Below are 24,052 nucleotides of genomic sequence, written 5' to 3' on the forward strand. Positions count from 1 at the left end.
GGGCGTTGGAGTGCGCGGAACAGTGGGGTGGCGTGATGGTTTCCAGTAATGATCATGAGGTTCTGCGGGTGCGGGCCGAGGAGGCGCTCGCCGAGACCGTCGAGGAAATGCCGGGGCGGTCGCGTGGCGTCTATACGTCGGTACTGCTGGCGGGGCGACACCGGTGGCGGCTGCTGCTGCATCGTCGGCAGCCCGCGCCCGCGGGGCGGTGTGATGCGGTGGTCGTCGGGCCCAGTGGGGTTTTCGCGGTCAACGTGGTGGACGAACTGCCCGGTGAGGCACAGATCCGGCGGTTGCGCGCCCAAGCCGAGCAGATGTTCACCGGTGTGAAGATCGGTCCGAACGGCAACGAATTCGTGCGCGAGACCGTCGAATTGGTGTTCGTGCTGCCACCTGGCCGTCTCACCGGCGCGGACGGACGGTTCGTGGTGTGCACCGATGCCACGGTTCGGTCGTTGCTGAGTCGCAAACCCGTGATGCCCGCCCGGCTCGCCGGTGCGCTCGCCGAACACACCGCGCGACGTAACTCCGACTACCGGGCGGTCCGCCGCGTGGAATCGGAGCAGGTACCCACCGAGGCCGACGGCTTGCTCGACGTGGCGTCGCTGCGCACCGACCATCTCACCGGTGCGCTGCGCAAACCGTTCCCGACCTGGCTGTCGTTCCTCGATCCCGATCAGCTCGCCCTGGTGACCCGCAACCACAACGGGCCTGCCCGCATCGTCGGCCCGGCCGGATCCGGCAAAACAGTGCTGGCGCTGCACCGGATGGCGCACCGGGCGCGCCGCAGCACGGGACCGCTGCTGTTCACCACACTGGTGAAGAACCTGCCGCCGTGCCAGGAGTCCGCGTTCGCCCGCCTGCTGCCGACGGTGGGTCGCGCGGAATTCACCAACCTGCACTCCTGGGCGCAGGATTTCCTCGCCGAACGCGGTATCCACCGCAAGATGGAACTGCGCCGCACCGAGACCGCGTTCAACCGCGCGTGGGCCAAAGTCGGCCGCTCGAGCCCGCTCACCAACGCCACCCCCGATCCCCGCTACTGGCGCGAGGAGATCGATCGGGTGATCAAAGGCCGTGGCCTACCGCCCACCGAGGCGGGTTTCGACGCCTACGACGGGCTGGACCGCCGGGGCAGGCGCGTCGCGTTGCGCACCAGCCAGCGCGTACACGTGTGGAATCTGTACGTGGAATACGAGCGGATCCGCACCGAACGCCAGTGCTACGACGGCAACGACATCATCACCGCCGCGCTCGACGAACTGCGCACCGATCCGTTGCCGCGGCCGTACGCGATGGTCGTTGTCGACGAAATGCAGGACATGACCCTGCAGGGAGTGCGCCTGGTGCACGCGCTCACCGGCGACGAACCGAACTCGCTGCTGTTCGTCGGCGACCGCCAGCAGCAGATCTACGCGGGCGGCTGGCGTTTCATCGACGCCGACATCAACATCGTCGGTCGCAGCGAGAAGCTCACCAGGAACTACCGCAACCGGCACGCGATCCTGAAACTGGCCGCGAGCCTGGACGGCGCCTGCCCGGTCGACGATATCGACACCCCGGACCGGCACAGCCTCGACCTCACCGATGCCGCCCTGCCCGACGGACACGCCGAACAGATCACCTGCACCGGCGCCGAGCTGCCCGACCATCTTCGGCGCCAGCTCGATCGCATTGTCGCCGAGGGGATCTCGCTGTCGGACACCGCCGTCATCACGATCACCAACGCCGAGGCCGACGCTGTCCTGCGCATGCTGCGCGAATGGGGCATCGCGGCACAGGAACTCCTCGACTACCGCTGCGCCGATACCGACAGCGGCGTCAAGGTCGGCACCGTGTACCGGGCGAAGGGCCTGGACTTCCAGGCGGTGATCCACCCGTTCACCCAACCCACCCCACCGCCGCGCACCGATGCCGAGCAGGAACGCTACGACCTGCTGATGCGTCAGCAATTCGTCGCGGTGACCCGGGCCAGGGACTATGTCTGGCTGGGGATTGTGCGCGACTGATCGGCTGCGCCGCCGTGGGAAGACGGCGAGTTGTCGGTGGTTGGTCGTAAGATCGGCGCCCATGGGGAGTTTGCTGATGCCACACGTCCGCTCGGCCAACGAGCTCACGGCGCGGTGGTGCACCACCTTCGGGGGCGCGAACACGGCGGTGTCGGCGGCCGGGCTGTGGCCGTTGCTCGCGGTACTCGCGGGTGCGGCGCAGGGGCCGGCCAGGACCGAACTGGCCGCTGCCCTGGGGATTCCGGCCGACGAGGCGCATGCGGCCGGGCTGGCGATGCTGAAATCCCTCGACGATTCGCGGGAGGTGTCGACGGCGATCGGCGCATGGGCGAAGGCGGGTGTGCCAGTGCATCCGGAATGGATCGAGAGTATGCCCGCCGGAACCGTCGGCGAGCTGGGTGATCCTGCGGCACTGGATGCCTGGGCGTATGAACAGACCCGAGGAATGATCTCCGAATTCCCGGTGCCGATCTCGCCGATGACTGTATTCGCGCTGGCCACAGCGCTGTTGGCGCGCACCAAGTGGGTCACGCCGTTCGACGAGATCCTTTGGATGCCCGAAACCGGTCCATGGCAGGGGCATCGCGGCACCGGGCTGTACCGGAGCGACTACCCCGATGGCAGTGTGTCGATTCTCGGTTCGGACGTCACCAGGGTGATCGTCGCCGGTCGTGGCGAGCTCGACGTTCATCTCCTGATCGGTGCCGCCCCGCGCCATGCCGTGGCGGCCGGTATCGCGGCACTCGACGGATCCCTGCCCTCGACGTCTGACCTCCCAGTGGGAACGACTGCGCCTTGTCTGACCGTCGAGCGGCGTGAGACCGCCGACGGCGACTCCGTCGTCCTGACTCTGCCGCCCTTCGACATCGCCGCACACCACAATCTGCTCGACCACGCCGCGCTGTTCGGCCTCCGCGCCGCCCGTGACTCTTCGCAAGGACATTTCCCGGGCATCAGCTCGTTCCCACTCGCTGTCGAAGCCGCGGCGCAGAATGTGATCGCACGGTTCGACGCCGCGGGTTTCGAGGCGGCCGCGGTGACCGCGGTCGCCGTGGCCCTGGGCGGCCTTCCGCAACTGGACTGGGCGACGATCACCTCGGTGAACATCGATCGGCCCTTCGCGTTCCTCGCCGTCGACCGGCCGACCGGGTTGGTGCTCGTCGCGGGCCAGGTCACCACACCCCCACTCACCTGGGAACGTCCGGCGGGCGACGCCCCACGGCCACCCGGAAGCGCGCCGTGGTGAAATGGGTAATCATTCTTACCGAATGTGTTGCTCGGCAACAGGATTCGGAACGGCCCAGCGAGGCCGTATCCTGGTAGGAGTCCGCAGTCGGGTGTTCAGGGGGTCGTGGTGATCGTCGTTGTCGCGGACGAGACCGAACTCGAAGGCGCGGAACAGATCGTCGGTGCGGCGCTCCGCGACGAGGCATTCCGGGCCGGTGGCGTCGCGGTCTTCCGTTGCCATGTGCCGGAGAACCGAGGCGGATCGGTCGAGGTCGACGCGCTGGTATGCACCCCGCAGACCGTGACCATCCTGGAGGTCAAGGGTTTCACCACCCGCCAGGAAGGCACCCTCGCCACCCCACCGAACGGACCGTGGACCATCGACGGCGCCCCGGCGGCGCTGTATCACGCCGCGCGCGTGCCGAACCCGTTCGTGCAGGTACGCAGGCAGGTGTTCGCGGCGAAAAGCCTGCTGCAGCAGTCCGGGATCTTCGGCTGGGTGAACGCGGTCATCGCACTGGTCCCCCAGCCGGGCGCCCAGATCACCATCGAGGAAACCCGCATCGCCGACGGGTACCGCGCGGTGATCGTCGACCGCGACGACTTCACCGCGTTGCACGACTATTTCGAGGCCGAGATCGGGCGAACCGTTCGGCTCAGCGTCGAGGACGTCGCGCGGGTTTTCACGGCCCTCAATCTCGGCCACCTGCTGCCCTCGACCGACGACCTGACGGCGCAGGGGTTCCCGGACGAACTCGAAGCGGCAGCCACCAGCAGGCCCGCGGCGCCCGCGTCTCCGGCGGAACTCGGTCCACTGTCCGGCTCGGCGGCAACGCATTCCGAGGACGAGAGGGCTGAGGCGACTCGTCATGATCCGGTGGGGGCGGGTCAGTCGCCGACGCCCGCGTTCTTGGCGGCGATCGACCGGCTGGCGAACCGCCCGCATCGGTCCGCGCCTGCATCGACCTCCGCTGCGACAGGGACCAGCCCTGCCGAACAGGAATCGGCACCGGTGGGCGCGGGGCCACCCGATGAGGTGGTGACGAGCGCTCAGGTGCCGAATTCGGCTGAGGTATCGGCTGATCCGGTGTCCCCGGACCACACCACGGCACACACCAGTGCATCGCCACTGCGCGGCGAAACCGAGGATCCGGCTGACGAGCGGTGGGACGACGATGTCGACGATCGCGATACCGGCCACGTCATCTCGCTGAGCAAGAGCGACAGCGGTGAACCGCAGCGTCCACCTCCGGCGCCCGAGCCGATGCACGATTCGAGCACGGCCGTGGAACCTGATGAGCGAGAAGATGATTCCCGCACGGCCGATTCCCACCTGCCGCGCGGCGAAAGCTGGTCCTCCGGTGCGGCCGCCGCTTCCTGGAGCACCCCCTCGAGCACCAGTACGCACTCGTCGAAGTCGGGTAGCTGGACCGATTGGGTCGGCCACGAGCAACCCGCGCGGCGTCCCTCACTGCGCCGGCGCTGGCGCGACTTGCGGCGCACGGGATCGCGCCGGCGCACCGGGCCGAGCGGACCGTCGCTGCGTGAGCGCTGGCAGAACCGCCCTGTCCGCGAGCGTGCGGAGCGCGGCAGGAGTCTGCCGAAGATCGGTGCGGGGCTCGGCTTGATCCTGTTCATCTTCTTGTTCGGGGCCGGGTTCTTCGCCATCACGGCGGTGCAGGCGAGCCGGTTCGAGATGTCGGACTACGACCGCATGTGCGGGCCGGACAAGAAGCCGTTCCCGAACGCCGCCCCCTACCAGCGCGGTGATGTGGCGCCGATCTATCTCTCCGGCCATCTCACGAGCATGGTCCGGCCGGAGGATTCGAGTGCGTGGCGCCCGACCGACCCGTCATCGGTGCAGCTCATCGCCTGCATGAAGCAGCTGGAACTGCGCGACCTCGTCCAGACCTGCCAGTACGCGCCCTCGCCCGGCGCACCGGTGGGCCGCACGGTCAACCTGTTCCGCGCCACCTACGAGGTGATCGTTTACGAGCTGCGCACCGGGCGCGAAGTCGCGAAGGCGACCATGCTCGGCGAGCGCTACTCCAACGACCCGGCCAACACCGACCCCGACCGCTGCCGCGCCGCGGGCGACGCACCCGACTATCTGGGCAGACGCCTCGGTCAACCGTCGGGCGCACAGATCGAAAGCTTCCTGGCACCCCTCGTCCACGCCCGCCGCTGACCCTCTTGACCTCGAGCCCACTCGAGGTTGCAGGATGATCGGGTGCCCACGCACACCCGACACCGCGCTACCCGGCGCGGTCGCGCCTCCGCCGGTTTCCTCGTACACCCACCGGCGGAGGCCGTCGGACCACGGCCCGAACGACGAACAGCCGCACGCTCGTTTCGAGCGCGCGGCTGTCGGCGGAACGGGATCACGCGGAGACGGTGATCGTCCATTCGTGAATGGTCAGTTCCGAAGCACCCATGGTGTGCAGTGGATCGGAGTGCACGATTGTGGTTGCGGCGTCGAGGTTTTCGGCCAGCACCACATAGGCGCCGCCGGTGCCGTCGCTGAATCCACCGCTCTCCTGCAGCTGCCCTTTCGCGAGCAGGTCACGCAGGAATTCGCGGTGTGGCTCGATGACCGAGGCGTCGAACCCGGGCGTGCGCCGGGCCATCACCAGGTACTTGGCCACGCTCAGGCCTCCGGTTCCGGCCGAGGGGCCCGTGTGGCGGCAGCGGCGGCCCGCACCTGCGGCGCCACCTGCACGACCTGGCCGAGCACACCGTTCACGAACGACGGGGAATCATCGGTGGACAGCTCTTTGGCCAGCTCCACCGCCTCGTCGACCGCCACGACCGGGGGCACGTCGGTGGCATGGAACAGCTCCCACACCGCGATCCGCAGGATGGCCCGGTCCACGGCGGGCAGCCGCGTCAGGGTCCAGTCCTGCAGGTAGGACTCGATGGTGCCGTCCACCCGGTCGAGGTCGTCGGCGACGCCCTCGACCAGGGTGTTGGTGTACGGGTGCACAGGGGCCACGCTCTGATCGCGGGTCGCGAGCTCGGCTCGCTCGGCCAGCAGATCGGAGACGTCGACGTCGCGCGCCTCCGCCTCGAACAGCATGTCCACGGCACGGCGACGCGCCTTGTGGCGCGCACCGAGCTTCTTGTACGAGCCCTTCTTGTCTGCCGGGGAGTCCGCCACGATCAGGCGTTGACGCGGCCGAGGTAGCTGCCGTCGCGCGAGTCGATTTTCAGCTTGTCACCGGTGTTGATGAACAGCGGGACCTGCACCTCGGCGCCGGTTTCCAGGGTGGCGGGCTTGGTGCCGCCGGTGGAGCGGTCGCCCTGCAGACCGATGTCGGTGTGCTGCACCAGCAGCTCGATGGTCACCGGGAGCTCCACGAACAGCGGCGCGTCCTCGTGCACGGCGACCTGCACGCCCATGTTCTCCAGCAGGAAACGCGCACCCTGACCGATGGTGGCCTCCGGGATGGAGATCTGGTCGTAGGTCTCGCCGTCCATGAAGATGTAGTCGGAGCCGTCGTGGTACAGGTAGGTCATGTCGCGACGGTCGACCGTGGCGGTCTCGACCTTGACACCCGCGTTGAAGGTCTTGTCGACGACCTTGCCGGACACGACGTTCTTCAGCTTGGTCCGCACGAAGGCGGGGCCCTTACCCGGCTTCACGTGCTGGAATTCGACGATCTGCTGAAGCTGACCGTCGATCTTCAGCACAAGGCCGTTCTTGAAGTCGCTGGTGTCCGCCACTGTCTTCGGATCTCCTCGTTCGTTACTGCGTGTCTCTGGGGGCGCCGTCGTCACTCGACGACGGTCAGGTTCTTGCTGGTGAGGGTGAGCAGTTCCGGGCCCCCTTCGCGCACCACGAGCGTGTCCTCGATCCGGACCCCGCCGCGGCCGGGAAGGTACACACCTGGTTCGACGGTCACCGCCACGCCTGCCAGCAGTGTACCGGTACTCGTTTTGGCCACTCCGGGCGCTTCGTGGATCCGCAGCCCGACGCCGTGCCCGAGGCCGTGTACGAACTGCGCGCCGTAGCCCGCGTCCTCGATGACCACGCGGGCGGCGGCATCGACCTCGGCGGTCTTGGCACCCGGTTTCAGCGCTTCGCGTCCCGCCTGCTGGGAGCGGGCGACCAGCTCGTAGATCTCGCGCTGCCAACCGGCCGGTTCACCGAGGACGAGCGTGCGCGTCATGTCGGAGTGGTAGCCGTCGACGACCGCGCCGAAGTCGAGTTTCACGAAGTCGCCCTCGGCCAGGACCGCGCCCGTCGGCCGGTGGTGCGGCACGGCCGAATTGACGCCCGCGGCCACGATGGTCTCGAACGAGACGGCCTCGGCGCCGTGCTCGAACATCGCCCATTCGAGGTCGCGCGCGACCTGGCGCTCGGTGCGCCCGGGCCGCAGCAGGCCCCGCTCGAGCAGGGACGCCAGCCCGGCGTCGGCGGCGGCGCACGCGGCCCGCAACTGCTCGACCTCGTAGTCGTCTTTGACCATGCGCAGCTGCTCGACCAGGCCGGAGGTCGGCACGAGCTGCAGCCCGGTGCGTAGCTCCCCGTACGACTCGTGCTCGGCGACGGTCACCACGTGGCTTTCGAAGCCGACGCGGCCGAGTTGCCACTCGCCTGCCAGCTCGAGGATGCGTCGGGCGGTGGCGCGCGAGATCTCGGCGCGGAGATCCGGGGTCTGCTCGGCCACCTGAGCGGCGTAACGGCCGTCGGTGCCGATGACGGTGCGGTCCTCGGCGCCACGCATGTCCCACGAGTGCACGAGCAGGACGGCGTTGGAGCCGGTGAAGCCGGTGAGATAGCGGATATTGACCAGATCGGTCACGAGCAGCGCGTCGACGCCGTTCTCCACCAGCAGGCTCCGCAGGGCGCCACGCCGTGCCGCATGGTCGGGACCCGTGTAGTCAGCACACATGAGTCAACGCTACCGCCGAACCACGGACACGTGGGCATCGAGTGCGTCATGTTCGGTTCCGGGCGTGGCACCGGGTTTTCCCGCGCCGACCTCGGCGGAGTCCGTGTGCGACAGGAGTTCTGGAGATCGGGCTGTCCACATGTGCGAAAGTTGTCCACATTCGGCGTAGAGGGCTCGATCGCCGCCGCTCGGGCCAGCACGATCGACACATGACTACTGCCGCGTTCTGCCTGCTCATCGCCTGGTGTCTGCTCCTCGGCGTGATCGATGTCCATGCCCGCCGCCTGCCCAACGTGCTCACCGGCGCTGGTGCGGTCGCCGTGTTCGGGTTCGCCTGGTACACCGGGCAATTGACCACGGCGCTGATCGGTGCCGCCCTGCTGACCATTCCTTACCTGGTGACCCATCTGATCGCGCCCGCCGCGCTGGGCGCCGGTGATGTGAAGCTGGCGATCGCGCTGGGCGCGGCGGCCGCACTGGCCGGCCCACCCGCGTGGACGTGGGCGGCCGTCGCGGCGCCGCTGCTCACGGCAGTGGCGGCGACTGTTGTACTGGGTAGGCACTGGTTGCGGTCGGTATCGGGACGCGCCGTCGAGAGCGCGCGGCAGGTGAGCGCACGCAGGGTGGTACCCCACGGTCCGGCGATGTGTCTGGCCACGGTGACGGCGATGGCACTGGCATGACAACGCCGCCGACGCGCCGAATCGCGAGGCCGTCCGCACGCCCACCGCCAAGACGGTCCGAGGGCGTGCGAGCAGGGCACACCGCCGACGTGCCGCTCGTCACTGCGGACCACGTGCCCGACCACGGGCGTCGACATGGGAAGATGGTCGGCGTGTTGCGCTGGATAACTGCCGGAGAATCCCATGGTCCCGCTCTCGTCGCCCTCCTGGAAGGGATGGTCGCCGGAGTCGAGGTGACATCGGACGATGTCTCCGCACAGCTCGCGCGCCGTCGGCTCGGCTACGGGCGCGGCGCCCGGATGAAGTTCGAGGCCGACAAGGTCACCCTGGTCGGTGGTGTGCGCCACGGGCGCACCATGGGTGGTCCGGTCGCGATCGAGGTCGCCAATTCCGAGTGGCCCAAGTGGACCGAGGTGATGTCGGCCGATCCCGTCGACGCGGCGGCGCTGGAAGGCATGGCGCGCAACGCTCCCCTCACCCGTCCGCGCCCCGGGCACGCCGACTACTCCGGGATGCTCAAGTACGGCTTCGACGACGCGCGCCCGGTGCTCGAGCGGGCCAGCGCCCGGGAGACCGCCGCTCGCGTGGCGGCGGGCACCGTCGCCCGTAACTTCCTGCGTCAGGCCTTCGGCGTCGAGGTGATCTCGCACGTCGTGTCGATCGGTGCCGCCGCGAACACCACCGGCGTCGTGCCCGGTCCGCAGGACCTCGAGGCCGTCGACGCCAGCCCGGTGCGCGCGTTCGACGCCGAGGCCGAGGCGGCGATGATCGCCGAGATCGAGGCGGCCAAGAAGGACGGTGACACCCTCGGTGGAGTCGTCGAGGTGATCATCGACGGGTTGCCCATCGGACTCGGCTCGTTCACCAGTGGTGAGCAGCGGCTCGACTCGCGACTCGCCGCCGCGCTCATGGGTATTCAGGCCATCAAGGGTGTCGAGGTCGGCGACGGTTTCGAGACCGCGCGCCGACGCGGCAGCCAGGCCCACGACGAGATGCGTCCCGGTCCCGACGGTGTGCTGCGCTCGACCAACCGCGCGGGCGGTCTGGAAGGCGGCATGACCAACGGTGAGGCGCTGCGCGTGCGTGCGGCGATGAAGCCGATCTCGACGGTGCCGCGTGCGCTGTCGACCGTCGACATGTCCACCGGTGAGGAAGCTGTCGCCATCCACCAGCGCTCCGATGTGTGCGCGGTGCCCGCCGCCGCCGTCGTCGCCGAATCGATGGTGGCGCTGGTCGTGGCGCAGGCCGCGCTGGAGAAGTTCGGTGGCGATTCGCTGGCCGAGACCGTCGACAACATCACCAGCTACAGCAAGCGGATCAGCAGCCGTCCCCACGTGCCCGCGGACAGCCGCACGTCGTGACCACGCCGGGCCAGGAGGGGACCGCGCGCCACACCGACGCGGGCCCCTCGTCGACGACCGCACCCGGCACAGAGACCAGCGGCGACAACCCGAGCACGGCACCCGACCACAGTGCGAGGTCGGGGGACGCTGACTCGACCACGACACCCGGGCCGGAGGCCGGGGACGACGCCACGGCCGCCAGCGCGGAACTCGGGGCGAACATCGCGCACACTGCTCCGAGTGCGGACTCCAGTGGCGAGAACGCGCCCGCAGCAGGTGCGGACATGGTTGGCGACAACGTGCACACGCAACCGGGTGCGGACACGGTCGGCGACAACGCGGCCGCGTCACCGGGCGCCGATTCCGGTGACGAGGCCGGAATCGGCGCGCGGGCTCGGGTGGTGCTGGTCGGTCCGCCCGGCTCGGGGAAGTCGACGATCGGGCGCAAGCTGGCCAGGGAACTGGGTGTCGAGCTGTTCGATACCGATGCGGGGATCGAGGCCGAGACCGGGCGAAGCATTCCCGAGATCTTCGCCACCGACGGTGAACCGGAGTTCCGGCGCATCGAGGAGCAGGTGGTGCGGCGGGCTGTGCTCGAGCACGAGGGTGTGGTGTCGCTCGGCGGTGGGTCGGTGCTGTCGGCGCGCACGCGTGAGGTGCTACGCGGCGCCACCGTGGTGTATCTGGAAATCAGTGTGGGCGAAGGACTTCGGCGCACCGGGTCGAGCAATGCCCGTCCCCTGCTGAACGGTGCCGACCCCGCCGCGAAGTACCGCGAGCTGATGAAGCAGCGGCGGCCTCTCTACCGAGAGGTGGCCACGGTGCGTGTGCGCACCGACGGTCGCAGCCCTGGCCGGGTGGTGCGGATGATCCTGGCACGGTTGGGACTCGAATCGGTGCGCACCGACATCGTGCGTACCGCCGACACCGCGAAGCCCACTCCCCCTTCACCTTCCACACCGGGCTCCGGCAGCAACCGCTCCAAAGCGCGCAGACGGTCCCGTGCGAGGGCAGCAGCCGCCCGGCGCGGCGAGATCCTTCCCGCACCCACGGGCCAGGCCGACAACGACGGAACCACTTCCGCCGCAGCACGACCCGCGCCGGGACGATCCGCCTCCGGTGAAACACCGCCCGGTGAGGGCAGGCGCTCGCGCCGCAACCGCTTGCGCCGCCGCGGCAGCCGGTCCCGTGCCGTCGGCAGCGCCACCGACCCCACCCGCACCGGCGAACCGACCGCCGACGCGGCCTCACCTGCCGACGAAGCACGCACCGACCACCCGGCCGCCGAAAACTCCAAGACCACCCGCCCGAATCGACGCGGCCGCAAGTCTCAGCCGAATACGCGGTCCGGCGCCGCCCAAGGCTCCCCTGCCGACGGCACCGACGACTCCCCGACGACCACCGGTCGCAGATCCGGCGGCAAGGAATCGTCCGGCAACCGCAGCAGACGTGGCACACGCGGTAGGCGTGGTGGCACGCGACAAGCAGCGGGTGGACGCCGGAGTTCGGCGACCGAGCCCGGTGCCGAAGCACCCGCAGGCCCCACCGACCAGCGCGCGGCTCAGCAACCTGCTGATCGAGCGCCGGGGGAACCGGCGCCGGGTTCCTGGCGGGCGCGACCGCGACGGCGAGCGACAAGACGTATGACCAACGACCCGAGAGAATCGGAGCAGCGCACGTGACAGAGCCGACCACCATCCAGGTCCGTACCGCCGATCCCTACCCGGTGATCATCGGTCGCGGGTTGCTCGGCGACCTCGTCGAGGCGGTGACCGCGGGCAATGCGGTGCGAACCGTGGCGATCTTCCACCAGCCGCCGCTGGCCGAGACCGCCGAGGCGGTGCGAAAGGCACTGGCCGACACGGGGATCGACGCGCACCGCATCGAGATTCCCGACGCCGAGGACGGCAAGGACCTGGCCGTGGCCGGGTTCTGCTGGGAGGTACTCGGCCGCATCGGGCTCACCCGCAACGACGCCGTGGTGAGCCTGGGCGGCGGCGCGGCCACCGACCTCGCGGGCTTCGTGGCGGCCACCTGGATGCGCGGGGTGCGCATCGTGCACGTGCCGACCACACTGCTGGCCATGGTCGATGCCGCGGTCGGCGGCAAGACCGGCATCAACACCGAGGCGGGCAAGAACCTCGTCGGCAGCTTCCACGAGCCGAGCGCCGTCCTCGTCGACCTGGTGACCCTGGAAACGGTGCCGCGCAACGAGATCGTCGCGGGCATGGCCGAGATCATCAAGGCCGGTTTCATCGCCGACCCGGTGATCCTCGACCTCATCGAGGCCGATCCGGAGGCCGCGCTCGACCCGACCGGCGAGGTGCTGCCCGAATTGGTCCGCCGCGCCATCCAGGTGAAGGCCGACGTGGTCGCCGCCGACCTCAAGGAATCGAGCCTGCGCGAGATCCTCAACTACGGCCACACCCTCGGACATGCGGTGGAGCGGCGCGAGCGGTACCGCTGGCGTCATGGCGCGGCCGTGTCGGTCGGCCTGGTGTTCGCCGCCGAACTGGGCCGCCTCGCGGGCCGCCTGGACGACGCCACCGCCGACCGGCACCGCACCATCTTGGAAAGCGTCGGCCTGCCGGTGAGCTACGACGCCGACGCGCTGCCGCAGTTGATGGACGCGATGCAGACCGACAAGAAGACCCGCTCCGGTGTGCTCCGCTTCGTGGTGCTCGACGGCCTGGCCAAGCCCGGCCGCCTCGAGGGCCCCGACCCCAGCCTGCTCGCGGCGGCCTACTCGGCCATCGCCCGCGAGACACCGACGAGCGGCGCGATCCTGCTCTGAGCGCGGGCCGCACCTCCACCACGCGTGGACGAGCGATGCGCTCGGAGACGCCGCCTGCCTACCCCACGTAGGCAGGCGGCACGCCCCGCTGCGAGTCGACCCAGCCGAACCCACAGCGCACAGGCGGCGTCGACCGCTGGACCACCCCTCCAGCTCTTCGCCGTCCGCCTATCCCGCGTAAGCGGGGACCGGCTCCGGGGCGGCTTGGGGCTTCGCGGCTGATCTACGCGCCCGGGCACGGCCGTAGCCCACGCCGATCATCGCGGGCAGGAACACCAGCAGCATGATGAACGACGCTGCGGAGGTGAGTTCGAACAGCGCGCCCGCGTCGCCGAGTTCGACCGACGGGATCTGGTCGAGGATCCAGCACACCGCGCCACTGCCGAGCCCGGCGACCATGCCTGCCAGCAGCCAGCGGACGGTGAGGTCGGTGCCGTCGGCGGAGCGGGCGTCGCGCGCGCCCCAGGCGATGGCGGCGCCGACGATCACGATCAGGCAGGCAGCCCGCCAGAGGATGCCGTAGGTCGGCAGGGCCGCCATGGCGAATCCGAGCAGAACCCGCAGGGCGACCACTGTCGCCCCGAGTGCGATGGCACGCAACAGCCAAGTGGTCATGGGCATCACCCTAATCGGACAAAACTAGAACCGGTACCAATTCGCGGATCAGCGCGGCAACGGATCGATCAGAGGTCGAGCGCCGCCGCCATCGCCGCGCGGGGAGCGGGCTGCCCGGTGAACAGCTCGACCTGACCGTAGGCCTGGTTCAGCAGCATCCGCAGCCCGCTGACCACCGTGTGCCCGGCCTCCCCGACGGCTGTCGCCAGCGGTGTCGGCCACGGGTTGTAGATCGCGTCGAGCACCACCGGCGCCGTCGCCACCGATCCCGCGACCGCGCCCGCCGCCTCCGCGGGCACCGTGCTCACCACCGCGGAGGCCCGCGCGCAGATCGTGGCGAGGGAGTCGGCATCGAACGACGCGGTGGCAGCCGACATCCCGAGCCGTTCGGCCAGGTCGAGCGCACCACGCGCCCGGCCCGCGTCGCGGACGACGATCGTCACCGATCGAGCACCGAGCTGCGACAGCGCGAGCAGAGCGGGCCGCGCGGTACCGCCCGCACCGAGCACCACGGCCTCCTCCACCCGTTCGACACCGCCGTCACGCAGCGCGCCGAACACGCCGTCGACATCGGTGCAGTCGGCCAGCCAGCCGTCGTCGGTGCGGAGCAGGGTGTTGGCCGAGCCGACCAGTTCCGCCCGGTCGGTGCGCCGGTCCGTGTACGCGAGCGCCGCTTCCTTGCCCGGCATCGTCACCGACAGTCCGACCCACTCGGGGCCGAGTCCGTCGACCAGACCCGGCAGTTGCCCGGCGGAGCATTCGATGCGCTCGTAGGTCCAGGGCAGACCGAGCGCACGGTAGGCGGCCGAGTGCAGTTGCGGCGATCGTGAGTGCCCGATCGGCTGCCCGAGCACCGCCGCCTTGCGCGGCTCAGCCACCGGTCCGCGAGCTGTCGAGGATGCCGCTGCGCTGTGCCTGGGTGACCAGCCGCAGGTGCTCCTGGTAGGAGTCGGTGAACTTCGTCGTGCCCTGCTTGTCGACGGTGACGAAGTACAGCCACGGTCCCGGCTCGGGCTTCTCGACGGCCCGCAACGCGGCCACCGACGGTGCGGCGATCGGGGTCTTGGGCAGGCCCTCCATCGCGTAGGTGTTCCAGGCGGTCACGGCGGCGCGGTCGGCGTCGGTCGTGGCGACCTCGGTGGTCTCGAGGGTGTAGTTCACCGTGGAGTCGAACTGCAGCATCTGGCCGACCTCGAGGCGGTTCACGATCACCCGGGCCACCTTGCCCATGTCCTCCGGCTTGGCCTCACGTTCCACCAGCGACGCGGCGATCAACATCTCGTAGGGCGACAGTTTCGTGTCGGCCCCGGACTGCAGCAGTCCGGTGGCCTCGTAGGCCTGCACGCTCGCGCTGATCAATTGCTTCAGGATCTGCTGCGGTGTGCCGCTGGGATCGAAGTCCCAGGTGCCGGCCGCGATGAGTCCTTCGAGTTGCCTGGCCCGGTCGGGGCAGTCCTTGACCGCCTGCATCGCCCACTGCGGCACACCGAGTGCGGCCAGGTCGAGGCTCGCACCCGCCGCGTCGAGCTGCTCGTAGGTCACGCACTTGCGTTCGGGGCCAACGCAGCTGGCGTCGGCGATCTTGCGGTAGATGCCGTCGTAGCGGCCACCGGTGCTCACGTCGTGCTTGTCGTGCAGCAGCCTGCCCTCGGACACCACCACATTGCCTACGCGGGCCTTACCACCGACCAGCGCGGCGACGGCGTCGGCGGCGGGGCTGCGCTCACCGATCGCGTAGAAGCCGGGCTGCACGCTGTTCATCCCGGCGTTGCGCACGGCCGCCTCGTAGAAGGCCTCGGAACTGGCGACGATGCCACGTTCGTGCATCGCTTCGGCGATCTGGGTGGCGGTGTCGCCCGGATGCACCTGGACGACAACGGGTTTGCCTGCCGGGCCCGCGAAATCCTCGGCGGGAGCGAGGCTTCCCATCAGTTTGTAGCCCGCGAAGCCCGCCGCCGAGACGAACAGCAGCGCGAAGACGGCGGCCACCACCCACATGTTGCGGCGGCGGCGCTTGCGTTCGGCCGCCTTGCGGGAGGCGATCCGCGACCGTTTGCCGCGTCCCGCACCGGATCTGGCGCGGCCGCGTCCGGCGGGTGCGGCGCGCGGTGGGCGCTGACCCACCCGGCGCGGCGGTTCGGGCTCCGGCTCGGGCTCCGGCTCGGGGAACTCGTCCTCGTAGCGCGGGATGACGTTCGTATCGTCGTCGAAGTCGTCCCATTCGGGGACCTCGGGCTCCTCGCGCGACGCACGGGGGTCCAGGCCCCAGTCGTCGCGGCGCGGGTAACGCCGGTCCGCCTCACGCGCCCGGTACCGCTCCTCTGCCCTGGCCCATCGGTCGGTCATGCATCATCTCCGACCGCTGTGTCTGCTGCGTCCTTCACCATCGAACTCCGCTCGTCCAACCATCCTTGCAGAATCGACACTGCTGCCGCCTGGTCGATCATCTGCCGCTGGCCACGTGCGCGAACTCCACTCTCGCGCAACGCACGTGCAGCAGACACCGTAGTCAAACGTTCGTCGGAAAGGCGCACCGGAATCGGGTCGATCACCCGGCGCAACTGCTTGGCAAACTTGCGGGCGATGCCCGCGGCGGTGCCGTTTTCGCCGCGCAGCGTCCGGGGCAGGCCGACGATCACCTCGACGGCCTCGTACTCCCGCACAATCTCGGCAATTCTTGCGATGTCGGCGGGTGGACCGCCCTGACGGCTGGATTTGGCGCGCGCGACGGTCTCCACCGGCGTGGCGAGCACCCCATCGGGGTCACAGGACGCCACGCCGATGCGGACACTGCCGACATCGACCGCGATCCGGCGGCCGCGACCGGGGTCGGTCGCCGGATCGGGTCGATCGGCCGGGGCCTCGTCCGAGGCGGGGGTGCTCATCAGCCGGTGAGTTCGGCCACCCGGGCGCGGACCGAGGTCAAACCGTTCGGGATACCCGACGGGTCCGAGCCGGAGCCCTGCGCCATCTCCGGCTTGCCGCCGCCGCGTCCGGCGATGCTCGGACCGAAGCTGGCGACGAGATCGCCCGCCTTGAAGCCGAGGTCCTGGGCGGCCTTGTTGACGGTCACCACGAACGGCGCCTTGCCGTCGACGTTGCCGAGCAGCACGACGATCGCCGGATCGCTGCCGAGGCGGCCGCGGATATCGGTGGCCAGGGTGCGCAGGTCACCGGCCGAGGCGCCCTCGGGCGCGGCGGCGGCGACCAGACGCACGGCACCGACACGCTCGGCCTGCTCGGCGAACGTGCCCGCCGAGGCGAGCACGGCGGCGATCTTGGTGCGCTCGAGTTCCTTCTCGGCCACCTTGAGCCGCTCCACGAGCTGCTCGACGCGGCCGGGTACCTCTTCCGACGGCACCTTCAGCGAGGACGCGACACCGGCGAGCAGGGCACGTTCCTTGGCCAGGTACTTGTAGGAATCCAGGCCGACGAACGCCTCCACGCGCCGCACACCCGAACCGACCGACGACTCACCGAGCACGGTGATCGGGCCGATCTGCGAGGAGTGCTCCACATGGGTGCCACCGCACAGCTCCATCGAGAACGGGCCGCCGATCTCGACGACACGCACCTCGTCGCCGTAGTTCTCGCCGAACAGCGCCATCGCGCCCATGGCCTTGGCCTTGGGCAGATCGGTGACGAAGGTGTTCACCGGGAAGTCGGCGCCGACCGCGTCGTTGGACACGGCCTCGATATCGGCCTTCTGCTGCTCCGACAGCGCGCCCTGCCAGTTGAAGTCGAAACGCAGGTAACCGGGCTTGTTCAGCGAACCGGCCTGTACCGCGTTGGGGCCGAGCACCTGACGCAGCGCGGCGTGCACCATGTGCGTGCCGGAGTGGCCCTGGGTAGCGCCGCGACGCCAGGACGGATCCGCCTGGGCGAGAACCACATCGCCCTCGGTGATCTGGCCCTGCTCCACGGTGGCCTTGTGCACCCACAGCTTCTTGGCGATCTTCTGCACGTCGTTGACGCGCAGCTTCAGCCCCGAAGCGGTGATCGCGCCGCGGTCGGCGATCTGACCACCCGACTCGGCGTACATCGGGCTGCGGTCGAGGATCACCTCGACGTCCGCACCGGCCTGGGCGGCGGGCACCCGCACACCACCGGAGATCAGGGCGAGCACGTTGGCCTCGGAGGTGAGTTCGTCGAAGCCGGTGAACTCGGTGGCGCCGCGGTCGACCAGTTCCTTGTAGACGGTCAGGTCGGCGTGGGCGTGCTTGCGGGCCTGAGCGTCGTCCTTGGCGCGCTGACGCTGCTCGGCCATCAGCGAACGGAAACCCGCCTCGTCCACGGAAAGGCCCGCCTCGGCGGCCATTTCGAGGGTGAGGTCGATCGGGAATCCGTAGGTATCGTGCAGGGCGAAGGCGTCCGAACCGGCGATCTGCTTGCCGCCGGAGGACTTCACCGCCGACGCGGCGTTCTCGAACAGGGTCTCGCCGGTGTTCAGGGTCTTGAGGAAGGCCGTTTCCTCACCGACCGCGACGGTCTCGATGCGGGCGAAGTCGGTGGCCAGCTCCGGGTAGGACGGCGACATCAGGTCGGAGACGACCTTCATCAGTTCGGCCATCACCGGCTTCTCGGCGCCGAGCAGGCGGGCCGAGCGCACGATGCGGCGCAGCAGCCGGCGCAGCACGTAGCCGCGGCCGTCGTTGCCGGGGTTCACGCCGTCGGCGATGAGCATGGCCGAGCTGCGCACGTGATCGGCGATCACGCGGAAGCGCACGTCGTCGGCGTGCTCGACACCGTAGGAGCGTCCGGTGAGCTGCTCGGCCTTGTCGATGATGGGGCGCAGCAGGTCGGTCTCGTAGACGTTCTCCACGCCTTGGAGCAGCATGGCGACACGTTCGACGCCCATGCCGGTGTCGATGTTCTTGCGCGGCAGCGATCCGACCGGCGGGAAGCCCAGCTTCGGGCTGTCCTCACCACGGATGTCCTGCATGAACACCAGGTTCCAGATCTCCAGGTAGCGGTCCTCGTCGGCGACCGGGCCGCCTTCCTTGCCGTAGGCGGGACCGCGGTCGTAGTAGATCTCCGAGCAGGGACCGCCGGGACCGGGCACGCCCATGTCCCAGTAGTTGTCCTTGCCGTCGCGGAACTGGATGCGCTCCTTCGGGATTCCGGCGACGCGCTCCCAGATCTCGGCGGCTTCCGGGTCGGACTCGTAGGCGGTGACCCAGATGCGTTCGGGGTCGAAACCGAAACCGCCGTCCTCCTGGGACTTGGAGATCAGCTCCCAGGCCAGGGTGATGGCGCCTTCCTTGAAGTAGTCGCCGAAGGAGAAGTTGCCGGCCATCTGGAAGAAGGTGTTGTGCCGGGTGGTGACGCCGACCTCGTCGATGTCACCGGTGCGCACGCACTTCTGCACGCTGGTAGCTCGCGCGTACGGCGCCGCTTCCTGACCCAGGAAATACGGCTTGAACTGGACCATGCCCGCATTGACGAACAGCAGGTTGGGGTCGGCCAGGATCAGCGAGGCACTGGGTACCTCGGTGTGTCCGGCACGGACGAAATGGTCCAGGAAACGCCGTCTAATCTCGTGGGTCTGCACAGCTGACCAGCCTACCGTCTGCGATCCACCGCTTTTCTTCCGGAGTCGGTGGTCTCGGCGACAATCCGGACGTGACTTGCTCAGCTGCCGCGGATGATGCGGCGCAGCTTGCTCACACGGGAACCGACCTCGCGTTCGAAGCCGTGGTCGGTGGGTTCGTAGTAGTCGGTGCCGACGATCTCGTCGGGCGGGTATTGCTGAGCGACCACACCGCCGCGGTGGTTGTGCGGGAATTTGTAGCCCTTGGCATTGCCCAGGGCCTTGGCACCCGCGTAATGCCCGTCGCGTAGGTGCGGTGGCACCGCGCCCGCCTTGCCCGCGGTGATATCGGACATGGCCGCGGCCAGCGCCGACGTGACCGCACCGGATTTCGGCGCGGTGGCCAGGTGGATGGTCGCCTGCGCCAGCGCCAGTTTCGCTTCGGGCAAGCCGACGAGCTGCACGACCTGGGCGGCGGCGGTCGCGGTCTGCAGCGCCATCGGATCGGCCATGCCGACGTCCTCACTGGCGTGGATCATCAGGCGCCGGGCGATGAAGCGCGGGTCCTCGCCCGCGGTGAGCATGCGGGCCAGATAGTGCAGGGCCGCGTCCACATCGGAGCCGCGGATGGATTTGATGAAGGCGCTGATGACGTCGTAGTGCTGGTCGCCCGCGCGGTCATAGCGCACGGCGGCCTTGTCGACGCTCGCCTCGACCAGTTCGAGGTCGACGGTCCCGTCGAGCGACGACTCGGCCGAGGCCTCGAGCGCGGTGAGTGCCCGGCGCGCATCCCCGCCGGCGACCCGCACGATGTGGTCGAGCGCCTCCTCGGTGACGGTGTACTCCCCCGCCAGCCCACGCTCGTCGGCGATCGCGCGTTCGAGCACCGCCCGGATGTCGTCGGTGGTGAGCGACTGCAACTGCAGCACCAGCGAGCGCGACAGCAAGGGCGACACCACCGAGAACGACGGGTTCTCGGTGGTCGCGCCGACGAGCAGCACGATCCGGTTCTCCACCGCCGCGAGCAATGCGTCCTGCTGGGTCTTGGAGAACCGGTGCACCTCGTCGATGAAGAGCACGGTCTGTTCGCCCACGGCCAGCCGTTTGCGCGCGAGGTCGATGACCGCGCGCACCTCTTTGACACCCGCCGACAGTGCCGACAACGCCTCGAACCGGCGCCCGGTGGCCTGCGACAACAGCGAGGCGAGGGTGGTCTTCCCGGTACCGGGTGGGCCGTAGAGCAGCACCGATGCGGCGCCGGACCCCTCGACGAGCCTGCGCAGCGGCGAACCGGGGCCGAGCAGATGCTGCTGACCGATCACTTCGTCCAGCGAGCGCGGCCGCATCCGGACCGCCAGCGGCGCCCCGGGATCGCGCCGCACCACCGCGTCGAGTCCACGCTCGGGGTCGGCGGGTTCGCCCGGCACGTCGAACAGCTGATCACTCACGTCGAGCAGGGTACCGAGACCCTCGGACACATCCGGTCGATCGCCCTGCACGGGCCGCAAACCTGAACAGATGACCAAATTCTGTGTGTCCGACTTGCGCGCCGGGCCGCGCTGGGATGAGATCGCTGATCGTGGTCGAAAACACCGAGGTCGTGCCCGCGGGGCTGTTCGCCCGTCGCACCCTGTTCAAAGGCAGCACAGCGGCCGCCGCGGCGGTCCTGATCGGTTCGGCGCGGGCCCACGCGACCGGAGCGGTGTTCCGGCACGGCGTGGCCTCGGGCGATCCGCTGCCCGACGCGGTGATCCTGTGGACCCGCGTGAGCGTCGACGACGACGCGACCCCCGGCTCGGGCCTCGGCGACGCGACCTCGGTGCGCTGGGAGATCGCCACCGACGAGACCTTCACGCAGGTGGCCGCCTCCGGCACCGTCACAGCGACCGCCGACACCGACCACACCGTCAAGATCGACGCGAAAGGCCTGTCGGCGGGCACCGGCTACTGCTACCGCTTCCACGCGCTCGGCCAGACCTCCCCGATCGGACGCACCAGCACCGCGCCCGCGGCCGACAGCTCCGTCGACCGGCTGCGCCTGGGCCTGGTGTCGTGTTCGAACTGGGAAGCGGGCTGGTTCGGCGCCTACCGGCACCTAGCCGCGCGCGGCGACCTCGACGCCATCGTCCACCTCGGCGACTACATCTACGAATACGGTCGCGGGGAGTACGTCGGCCGCGCCGGAGCGGTGCGCGCGCACGATCCGGCGCACGAGATCGTCACCCTCGCCGACTACCGGATCCGCCACGGCCAGTACAAGACCGATCCGGACCTGATGGCATTGCACGCCGTGCTGCCCTTCATCTGCACCTGGGACGACCACGAGTCGGCCGACAATTCCTGGCGCGAGGGCTCCGAGAACCACGACCCCGCCACCCAGGGCGACTGGGCCGCCCGTCGGGCGGCCTCGGCCAAGGCCTACCTCGAGTGGATGCCGGTGCGCGCCACCCGCACCGACGGGGCGGTGCAGATCTACCGGCGGCTGCGGTTCGGCACCCTGGCCGAGTTGTCGATGCTCGACCTGCGCAGCTACCGCGACGAGGAGGCGGGGCCGGTCGCGGGGTGGCGGCACGCCGACGACCCGGCGCGCACCATCACCGGCCGGGCCCAGATGGATTGGCTCACAGCGGGATTGGTCTCGTCGCCGACCCAGTGGAAGCTCGTCGGCAATTCGGTGATGATCGCGCCGGTGGTGTTCCCGCCACTGGAACCGGCGACCACCGAGGCCATCACCGCCGCCCTCGGCATCCCGCAGGGCGGCATCACCGTCAACGGGGACCAGTGGGACGGCTACACCGCCGACCGCCGCACCCTGTTCGAGACCATCGCGAGCGATCAGGTCGGCGATGTCGTGTTCCTGACCGGCGACATCCACACCTCCTGGGCCGCCGACCTGCCGCTGAACGCCGCGAACTACCCGGGCGGACCGACGGTCGGCGCGGAATTCGTCATCCCGTCGGTCACCTCGGCCAGTGTCACCGACATGACGAAAACTCCGCCGCGCACCACCTCGATCGCGGCCGAGGAAGCCATCAAGGCGGCCAACCACCACCTGCGGTACGTGGAACTGGACTCTCACGGTTTCGGCGTCCTCGACGTCACCCCCGAGGCGACCCAGATGGACTGGTTCTACGCCTTCGACGTCACCGACCCGGCCACGGGCATCCGCCACGGCACCTCGTTCGCCGTACGCTCCGGCGGCCGCCTCGAACCACGAACCACCCCGGTGCACTGATCGGGCGCGGCTTCTCGGAAATCGGCGCAGAATTCTCACCAGCGGCTGTCGATCACCACCGCGGTCGTTCGTCGGATGAGTACGGCCACCCGACGAACGGGCGACCACGATCCGAAGGAGCCCCCATGAGCCAGTACCTGGTCCTGATCTACGGCGACGAGGCGACCTATGCCGCCATGTCCCCCGCCGAACTCGACGACATGCTCACCGCGCATCGCACCTTCCAGCAGCTCACCGGCGCGGCCAACCTCGGCGGCCACGCGTTGCAGCCCACCGCGACCGCCACATCGATCCGCCACGACGCGTCGGGTGAGGTGGTGGTGACAGACGGCCCGTTCGCCGAGGCGAAGGAGGCGCTCGGCGGCTACTACCTGATCGAGGCGCCCGATCTCGACGCCGCCATCGCGATCGCCGCGCAGGTCCCGGCCCCGACGGGTGGGGTGGAAGTGCGCCCGATCAAGGTCTTCCCGCAGCCGTGACGACGGCGGCCGCGGCCGTCGAGCAGGCGCACCGTCGCGAATGGGCCTTCGTGCTCGCCGCGACGGTGCGGCTGGTCCGGGATTTCGATCTGGCCGAGGAATGCGTGCAGGACGCCTATGCGACCGCGCTGACCGCGTGGGCGGCCGATGGTGTCCCGGCCCGGCCGGGCGCCTGGCTGACGACCGTCGCCAGGCGGCGCGGCCTCGACCTGATGCGCCGCGACACCACCTTCCGCCGGTCACTGCCCGAGCTGGTCGTCGACGAACCCGTGCCCGACACCGCCGACCTGGCCCTGGCCGCGTGGGACGACCCGGTGATCCCGGACGACCGGCTCCGGCTGATCAGCACCTGCTGCCATCCGGCGCTGTCCCCGCAGGCTCAGGTCGCCCTGACCCTGCGGTTGGTCTGCGGGGTCACCACCGCCGAGGTGGCGCGGGCGTTCCTGGTGAGCGAGCCGACCATGGCGGCGCGCATCACCCGGGCGAAGAAGAAGATCGCCGTGGCGGGCATCCCGTACCGGGTTCCGTCGATCCGTGAGCTGCCGCAGCGGCTCGACGCGATCTGCGCGGTGATCCATCTGCTGTTCACCACCGGTCACACCGCGCCCGCCGGTGACGATCTCGTCCGCGCGGATCTGGTCGACCGCGCTCTCCAGCTCGCCAGGATGATGCACGCGCTGGTTCCCGGTGATCCGTCGGTGACCGGCCTGCTGGCACTCATCGTGCTCACCGACGCCCGGCGCGCCGCCCGCGTGGACGCGGCGGGCGAGCTGTGCACGCTCGAACACCAGGACCGCACCCGCTGGGATCACGCGGCGATCACCGAGGGCATCAGTCTGGTGAAACAGGCTCTGCCACATACCGATCGGTACACCCTGCAGGCGGCGATCGCCGCCGTCCACGACGAGGCGCCCAGCTGGGCCGACACCGATTGGCCCGAGATCATCGGCCTGTACCGGTTGTTGCTGCGGGTCTGGCCGTCACCGGTCGCCCGGCTCAATCACGCCGTCGCGGTCGGTTTGGCGGGTGATCCGGCCCGGGCGCTGGAATTGCTGCGTCCGCTCGGCGCGGAACCGGCTCTGGCCACATACGGCTATCTGCACGCCGCCCGGGCGGCCTTCCTCGCCGAGCTCGGTCGGGTCGAGGAGGCGGTCGCCGCCTACGAAGCCGCACTGCTGCTCACCGACAACGCGGTGGAACGAGCGCATCTGCGCGGCAAGCTGACCGCGCTGTCCGGATGAC

20 protein-coding genes and 1 pseudogene are annotated in these 24,052 nt (G+C 69.6%); 10 read left to right on the forward strand and 11 right to left on the reverse strand.

Annotated features, from left to right (window positions below):
* The first annotated feature begins 35 nt into the window (after positions 1-35).
* The 3 genes from AB0I35_RS05370 (at position 36) to AB0I35_RS05380 (ending at position 5,424) form a co-directional block, all read left to right on the forward strand.
* Complete coding sequence (locus AB0I35_RS05370) at positions 36-2,009, forward strand: UvrD-helicase domain-containing protein (RefSeq protein WP_357394524.1); 1,974 nt, start codon at positions 36-38, stop codon at positions 2,007-2,009.
* 61 nt (positions 2,010-2,070) lie between these two features.
* Positions 2,071-3,255: a serpin family protein gene (locus AB0I35_RS05375; RefSeq protein ID WP_357394526.1), complete on the forward strand. Its 1,185-nt coding sequence runs from the start codon at positions 2,071-2,073 to the stop codon at positions 3,253-3,255.
* A gap of 108 nt (positions 3,256-3,363) precedes the next feature.
* Positions 3,364-5,424, forward strand: a complete 2,061-nt coding sequence (locus tag AB0I35_RS05380; protein WP_357394527.1) for an NERD domain-containing protein — start codon at positions 3,364-3,366, stop codon at positions 5,422-5,424.
* A gap of 193 nt (positions 5,425-5,617) precedes the next feature.
* Here the strand turns inward: AB0I35_RS05380 and AB0I35_RS05385 are convergent, their stop codons facing one another.
* Genes AB0I35_RS05385 through AB0I35_RS05400 form a run of 4 tightly spaced genes read right to left on the reverse strand, consistent with a single transcriptional unit; the run spans position 5,618 to position 8,131 of the window.
* Positions 5,618-5,881 carry a YciI family protein gene (locus AB0I35_RS05385; protein WP_225280634.1) on the reverse strand — a complete coding sequence of 88 codons (264 nt, stop codon included), beginning with the start codon at positions 5,879-5,881 and terminating at the stop codon, positions 5,618-5,620.
* 2 nt (positions 5,882-5,883) lie between these two features.
* Positions 5,884-6,393 carry a transcription antitermination factor NusB gene (gene nusB / locus AB0I35_RS05390; RefSeq protein ID WP_357394529.1) on the reverse strand — a complete coding sequence of 170 codons (510 nt, stop codon included), beginning with the start codon at positions 6,391-6,393 and terminating at the stop codon, positions 5,884-5,886.
* 2 nt (positions 6,394-6,395) lie between these two features.
* Positions 6,396-6,959, reverse strand: a complete 564-nt coding sequence (gene efp, locus AB0I35_RS05395) for an elongation factor P (RefSeq protein WP_067493585.1) — start codon at positions 6,957-6,959, stop codon at positions 6,396-6,398.
* 50 nt (positions 6,960-7,009) lie between these two features.
* Positions 7,010-8,131, reverse strand: coding sequence for an aminopeptidase P family protein (locus AB0I35_RS05400; protein WP_357394530.1), 1,122 nt, complete (start codon positions 8,129-8,131; stop codon positions 7,010-7,012).
* Positions 8,132-8,340: 209 nt separating this feature from the next.
* Here AB0I35_RS05400 and AB0I35_RS05405 point away from each other — a divergent pair, with 209 nt between their 5' ends.
* Positions 8,341-8,814 (forward strand): A24 family peptidase, encoded by a 474-nt coding sequence (locus AB0I35_RS05405; protein WP_357394531.1) that lies wholly within the window; start codon positions 8,341-8,343, stop codon positions 8,812-8,814.
* Positions 8,815-8,966: 152 nt separating this feature from the next.
* Entirely contained in the window at positions 8,967-10,175 is a 1,209-nt protein-coding gene (aroC, locus tag AB0I35_RS05410; protein WP_357394999.1) for a chorismate synthase, read from the forward strand.
* Here aroC and AB0I35_RS05415 read toward each other — a convergent pair.
* Entirely contained in the window at positions 10,132-10,443 is a 312-nt protein-coding gene (locus AB0I35_RS05415) for a hypothetical protein (protein WP_357394532.1), read from the reverse strand. The two genes, aroC and AB0I35_RS05415, sit on opposite strands and share 44 nt — an antisense overlap.
* Positions 10,444-10,537: 94 nt before the next feature.
* On the opposite strand from AB0I35_RS05415, the pseudogene AB0I35_RS05420 reads away from it, so the two are divergent.
* Both AB0I35_RS05420 and aroB read left to right on the forward strand, forming a co-directional pair.
* Positions 10,538-11,167, forward strand: a pseudogene (locus AB0I35_RS05420) (shikimate kinase); the annotation flags it as partial.
* A 668-nt stretch (positions 11,168-11,835) separates the two neighbouring features.
* On the forward strand, positions 11,836-12,951 hold the full coding sequence (gene aroB, locus AB0I35_RS05425) for a 3-dehydroquinate synthase (protein ID WP_067493579.1): 1,116 nt from the start codon (positions 11,836-11,838) through the stop codon (positions 12,949-12,951).
* Positions 12,952-13,119: 168 nt separating this feature from the next.
* Here aroB and AB0I35_RS05430 read toward each other — a convergent pair whose 3' ends face one another.
* From AB0I35_RS05430 to AB0I35_RS05455, 6 genes are all read right to left on the reverse strand, one after another.
* Positions 13,120-13,566, reverse strand: a complete 447-nt coding sequence (locus AB0I35_RS05430) for a B-4DMT family transporter (RefSeq protein ID WP_245655214.1) — start codon at positions 13,564-13,566, stop codon at positions 13,120-13,122.
* A gap of 68 nt (positions 13,567-13,634) precedes the next feature.
* On the reverse strand, positions 13,635-14,444 hold the full coding sequence (locus AB0I35_RS05435; RefSeq protein WP_357394533.1) for a shikimate dehydrogenase: 810 nt from the start codon (positions 14,442-14,444) through the stop codon (positions 13,635-13,637).
* Positions 14,437-15,912 carry an endolytic transglycosylase MltG gene (gene mltG / locus AB0I35_RS05440; RefSeq protein ID WP_357394534.1) on the reverse strand — a complete coding sequence of 492 codons (1,476 nt, stop codon included), beginning with the start codon at positions 15,910-15,912 and terminating at the stop codon, positions 14,437-14,439. The genes AB0I35_RS05435 and mltG overlap by 8 nt, the downstream gene beginning before the upstream one ends.
* Positions 15,909-16,451 (reverse strand): Holliday junction resolvase RuvX, encoded by a 543-nt coding sequence (gene ruvX / locus AB0I35_RS05445; RefSeq protein ID WP_225280628.1) that lies wholly within the window; start codon positions 16,449-16,451, stop codon positions 15,909-15,911. Before ruvX ends, mltG begins: the two co-directional genes overlap by 4 nt.
* Positions 16,451-19,117, reverse strand: coding sequence for an alanine--tRNA ligase (alaS, locus tag AB0I35_RS05450; protein ID WP_357394535.1), 2,667 nt, complete (start codon positions 19,115-19,117; stop codon positions 16,451-16,453). Before alaS ends, ruvX begins: the two co-directional genes overlap by 1 nt.
* Before the next feature lie 80 nt (positions 19,118-19,197).
* Positions 19,198-20,574, reverse strand: coding sequence for a replication-associated recombination protein A (locus tag AB0I35_RS05455; protein WP_357395001.1), 1,377 nt, complete (start codon positions 20,572-20,574; stop codon positions 19,198-19,200).
* 86 nt (positions 20,575-20,660) lie between these two features.
* Between AB0I35_RS05455 and AB0I35_RS05460 the strand changes: the two genes are divergently transcribed.
* From AB0I35_RS05460 to AB0I35_RS05470, 3 genes are all read left to right on the forward strand, one after another.
* Positions 20,661-22,331: an alkaline phosphatase D family protein gene (locus tag AB0I35_RS05460; protein ID WP_357394536.1), complete on the forward strand. Its 1,671-nt coding sequence runs from the start codon at positions 20,661-20,663 to the stop codon at positions 22,329-22,331.
* Between the two features lie 125 nt (positions 22,332-22,456).
* Positions 22,457-22,810: a YciI family protein gene (locus AB0I35_RS05465; protein ID WP_067493566.1), complete on the forward strand. Its 354-nt coding sequence runs from the start codon at positions 22,457-22,459 to the stop codon at positions 22,808-22,810.
* Positions 22,807-24,051 (forward strand): DUF6596 domain-containing protein, encoded by a 1,245-nt coding sequence (locus AB0I35_RS05470; RefSeq protein ID WP_357394537.1) that lies wholly within the window; start codon positions 22,807-22,809, stop codon positions 24,049-24,051. The genes AB0I35_RS05465 and AB0I35_RS05470 overlap by 4 nt, the downstream gene beginning before the upstream one ends.
* Position 24,052 lies beyond the last annotated feature (1 nt).

The organism is Nocardia sp. NPDC050378 (assembly GCF_040655675.1).
Classification (GTDB): Bacteria; Actinomycetota; Actinomycetes; order Mycobacteriales; family Mycobacteriaceae; genus Nocardia; species Nocardia coubleae.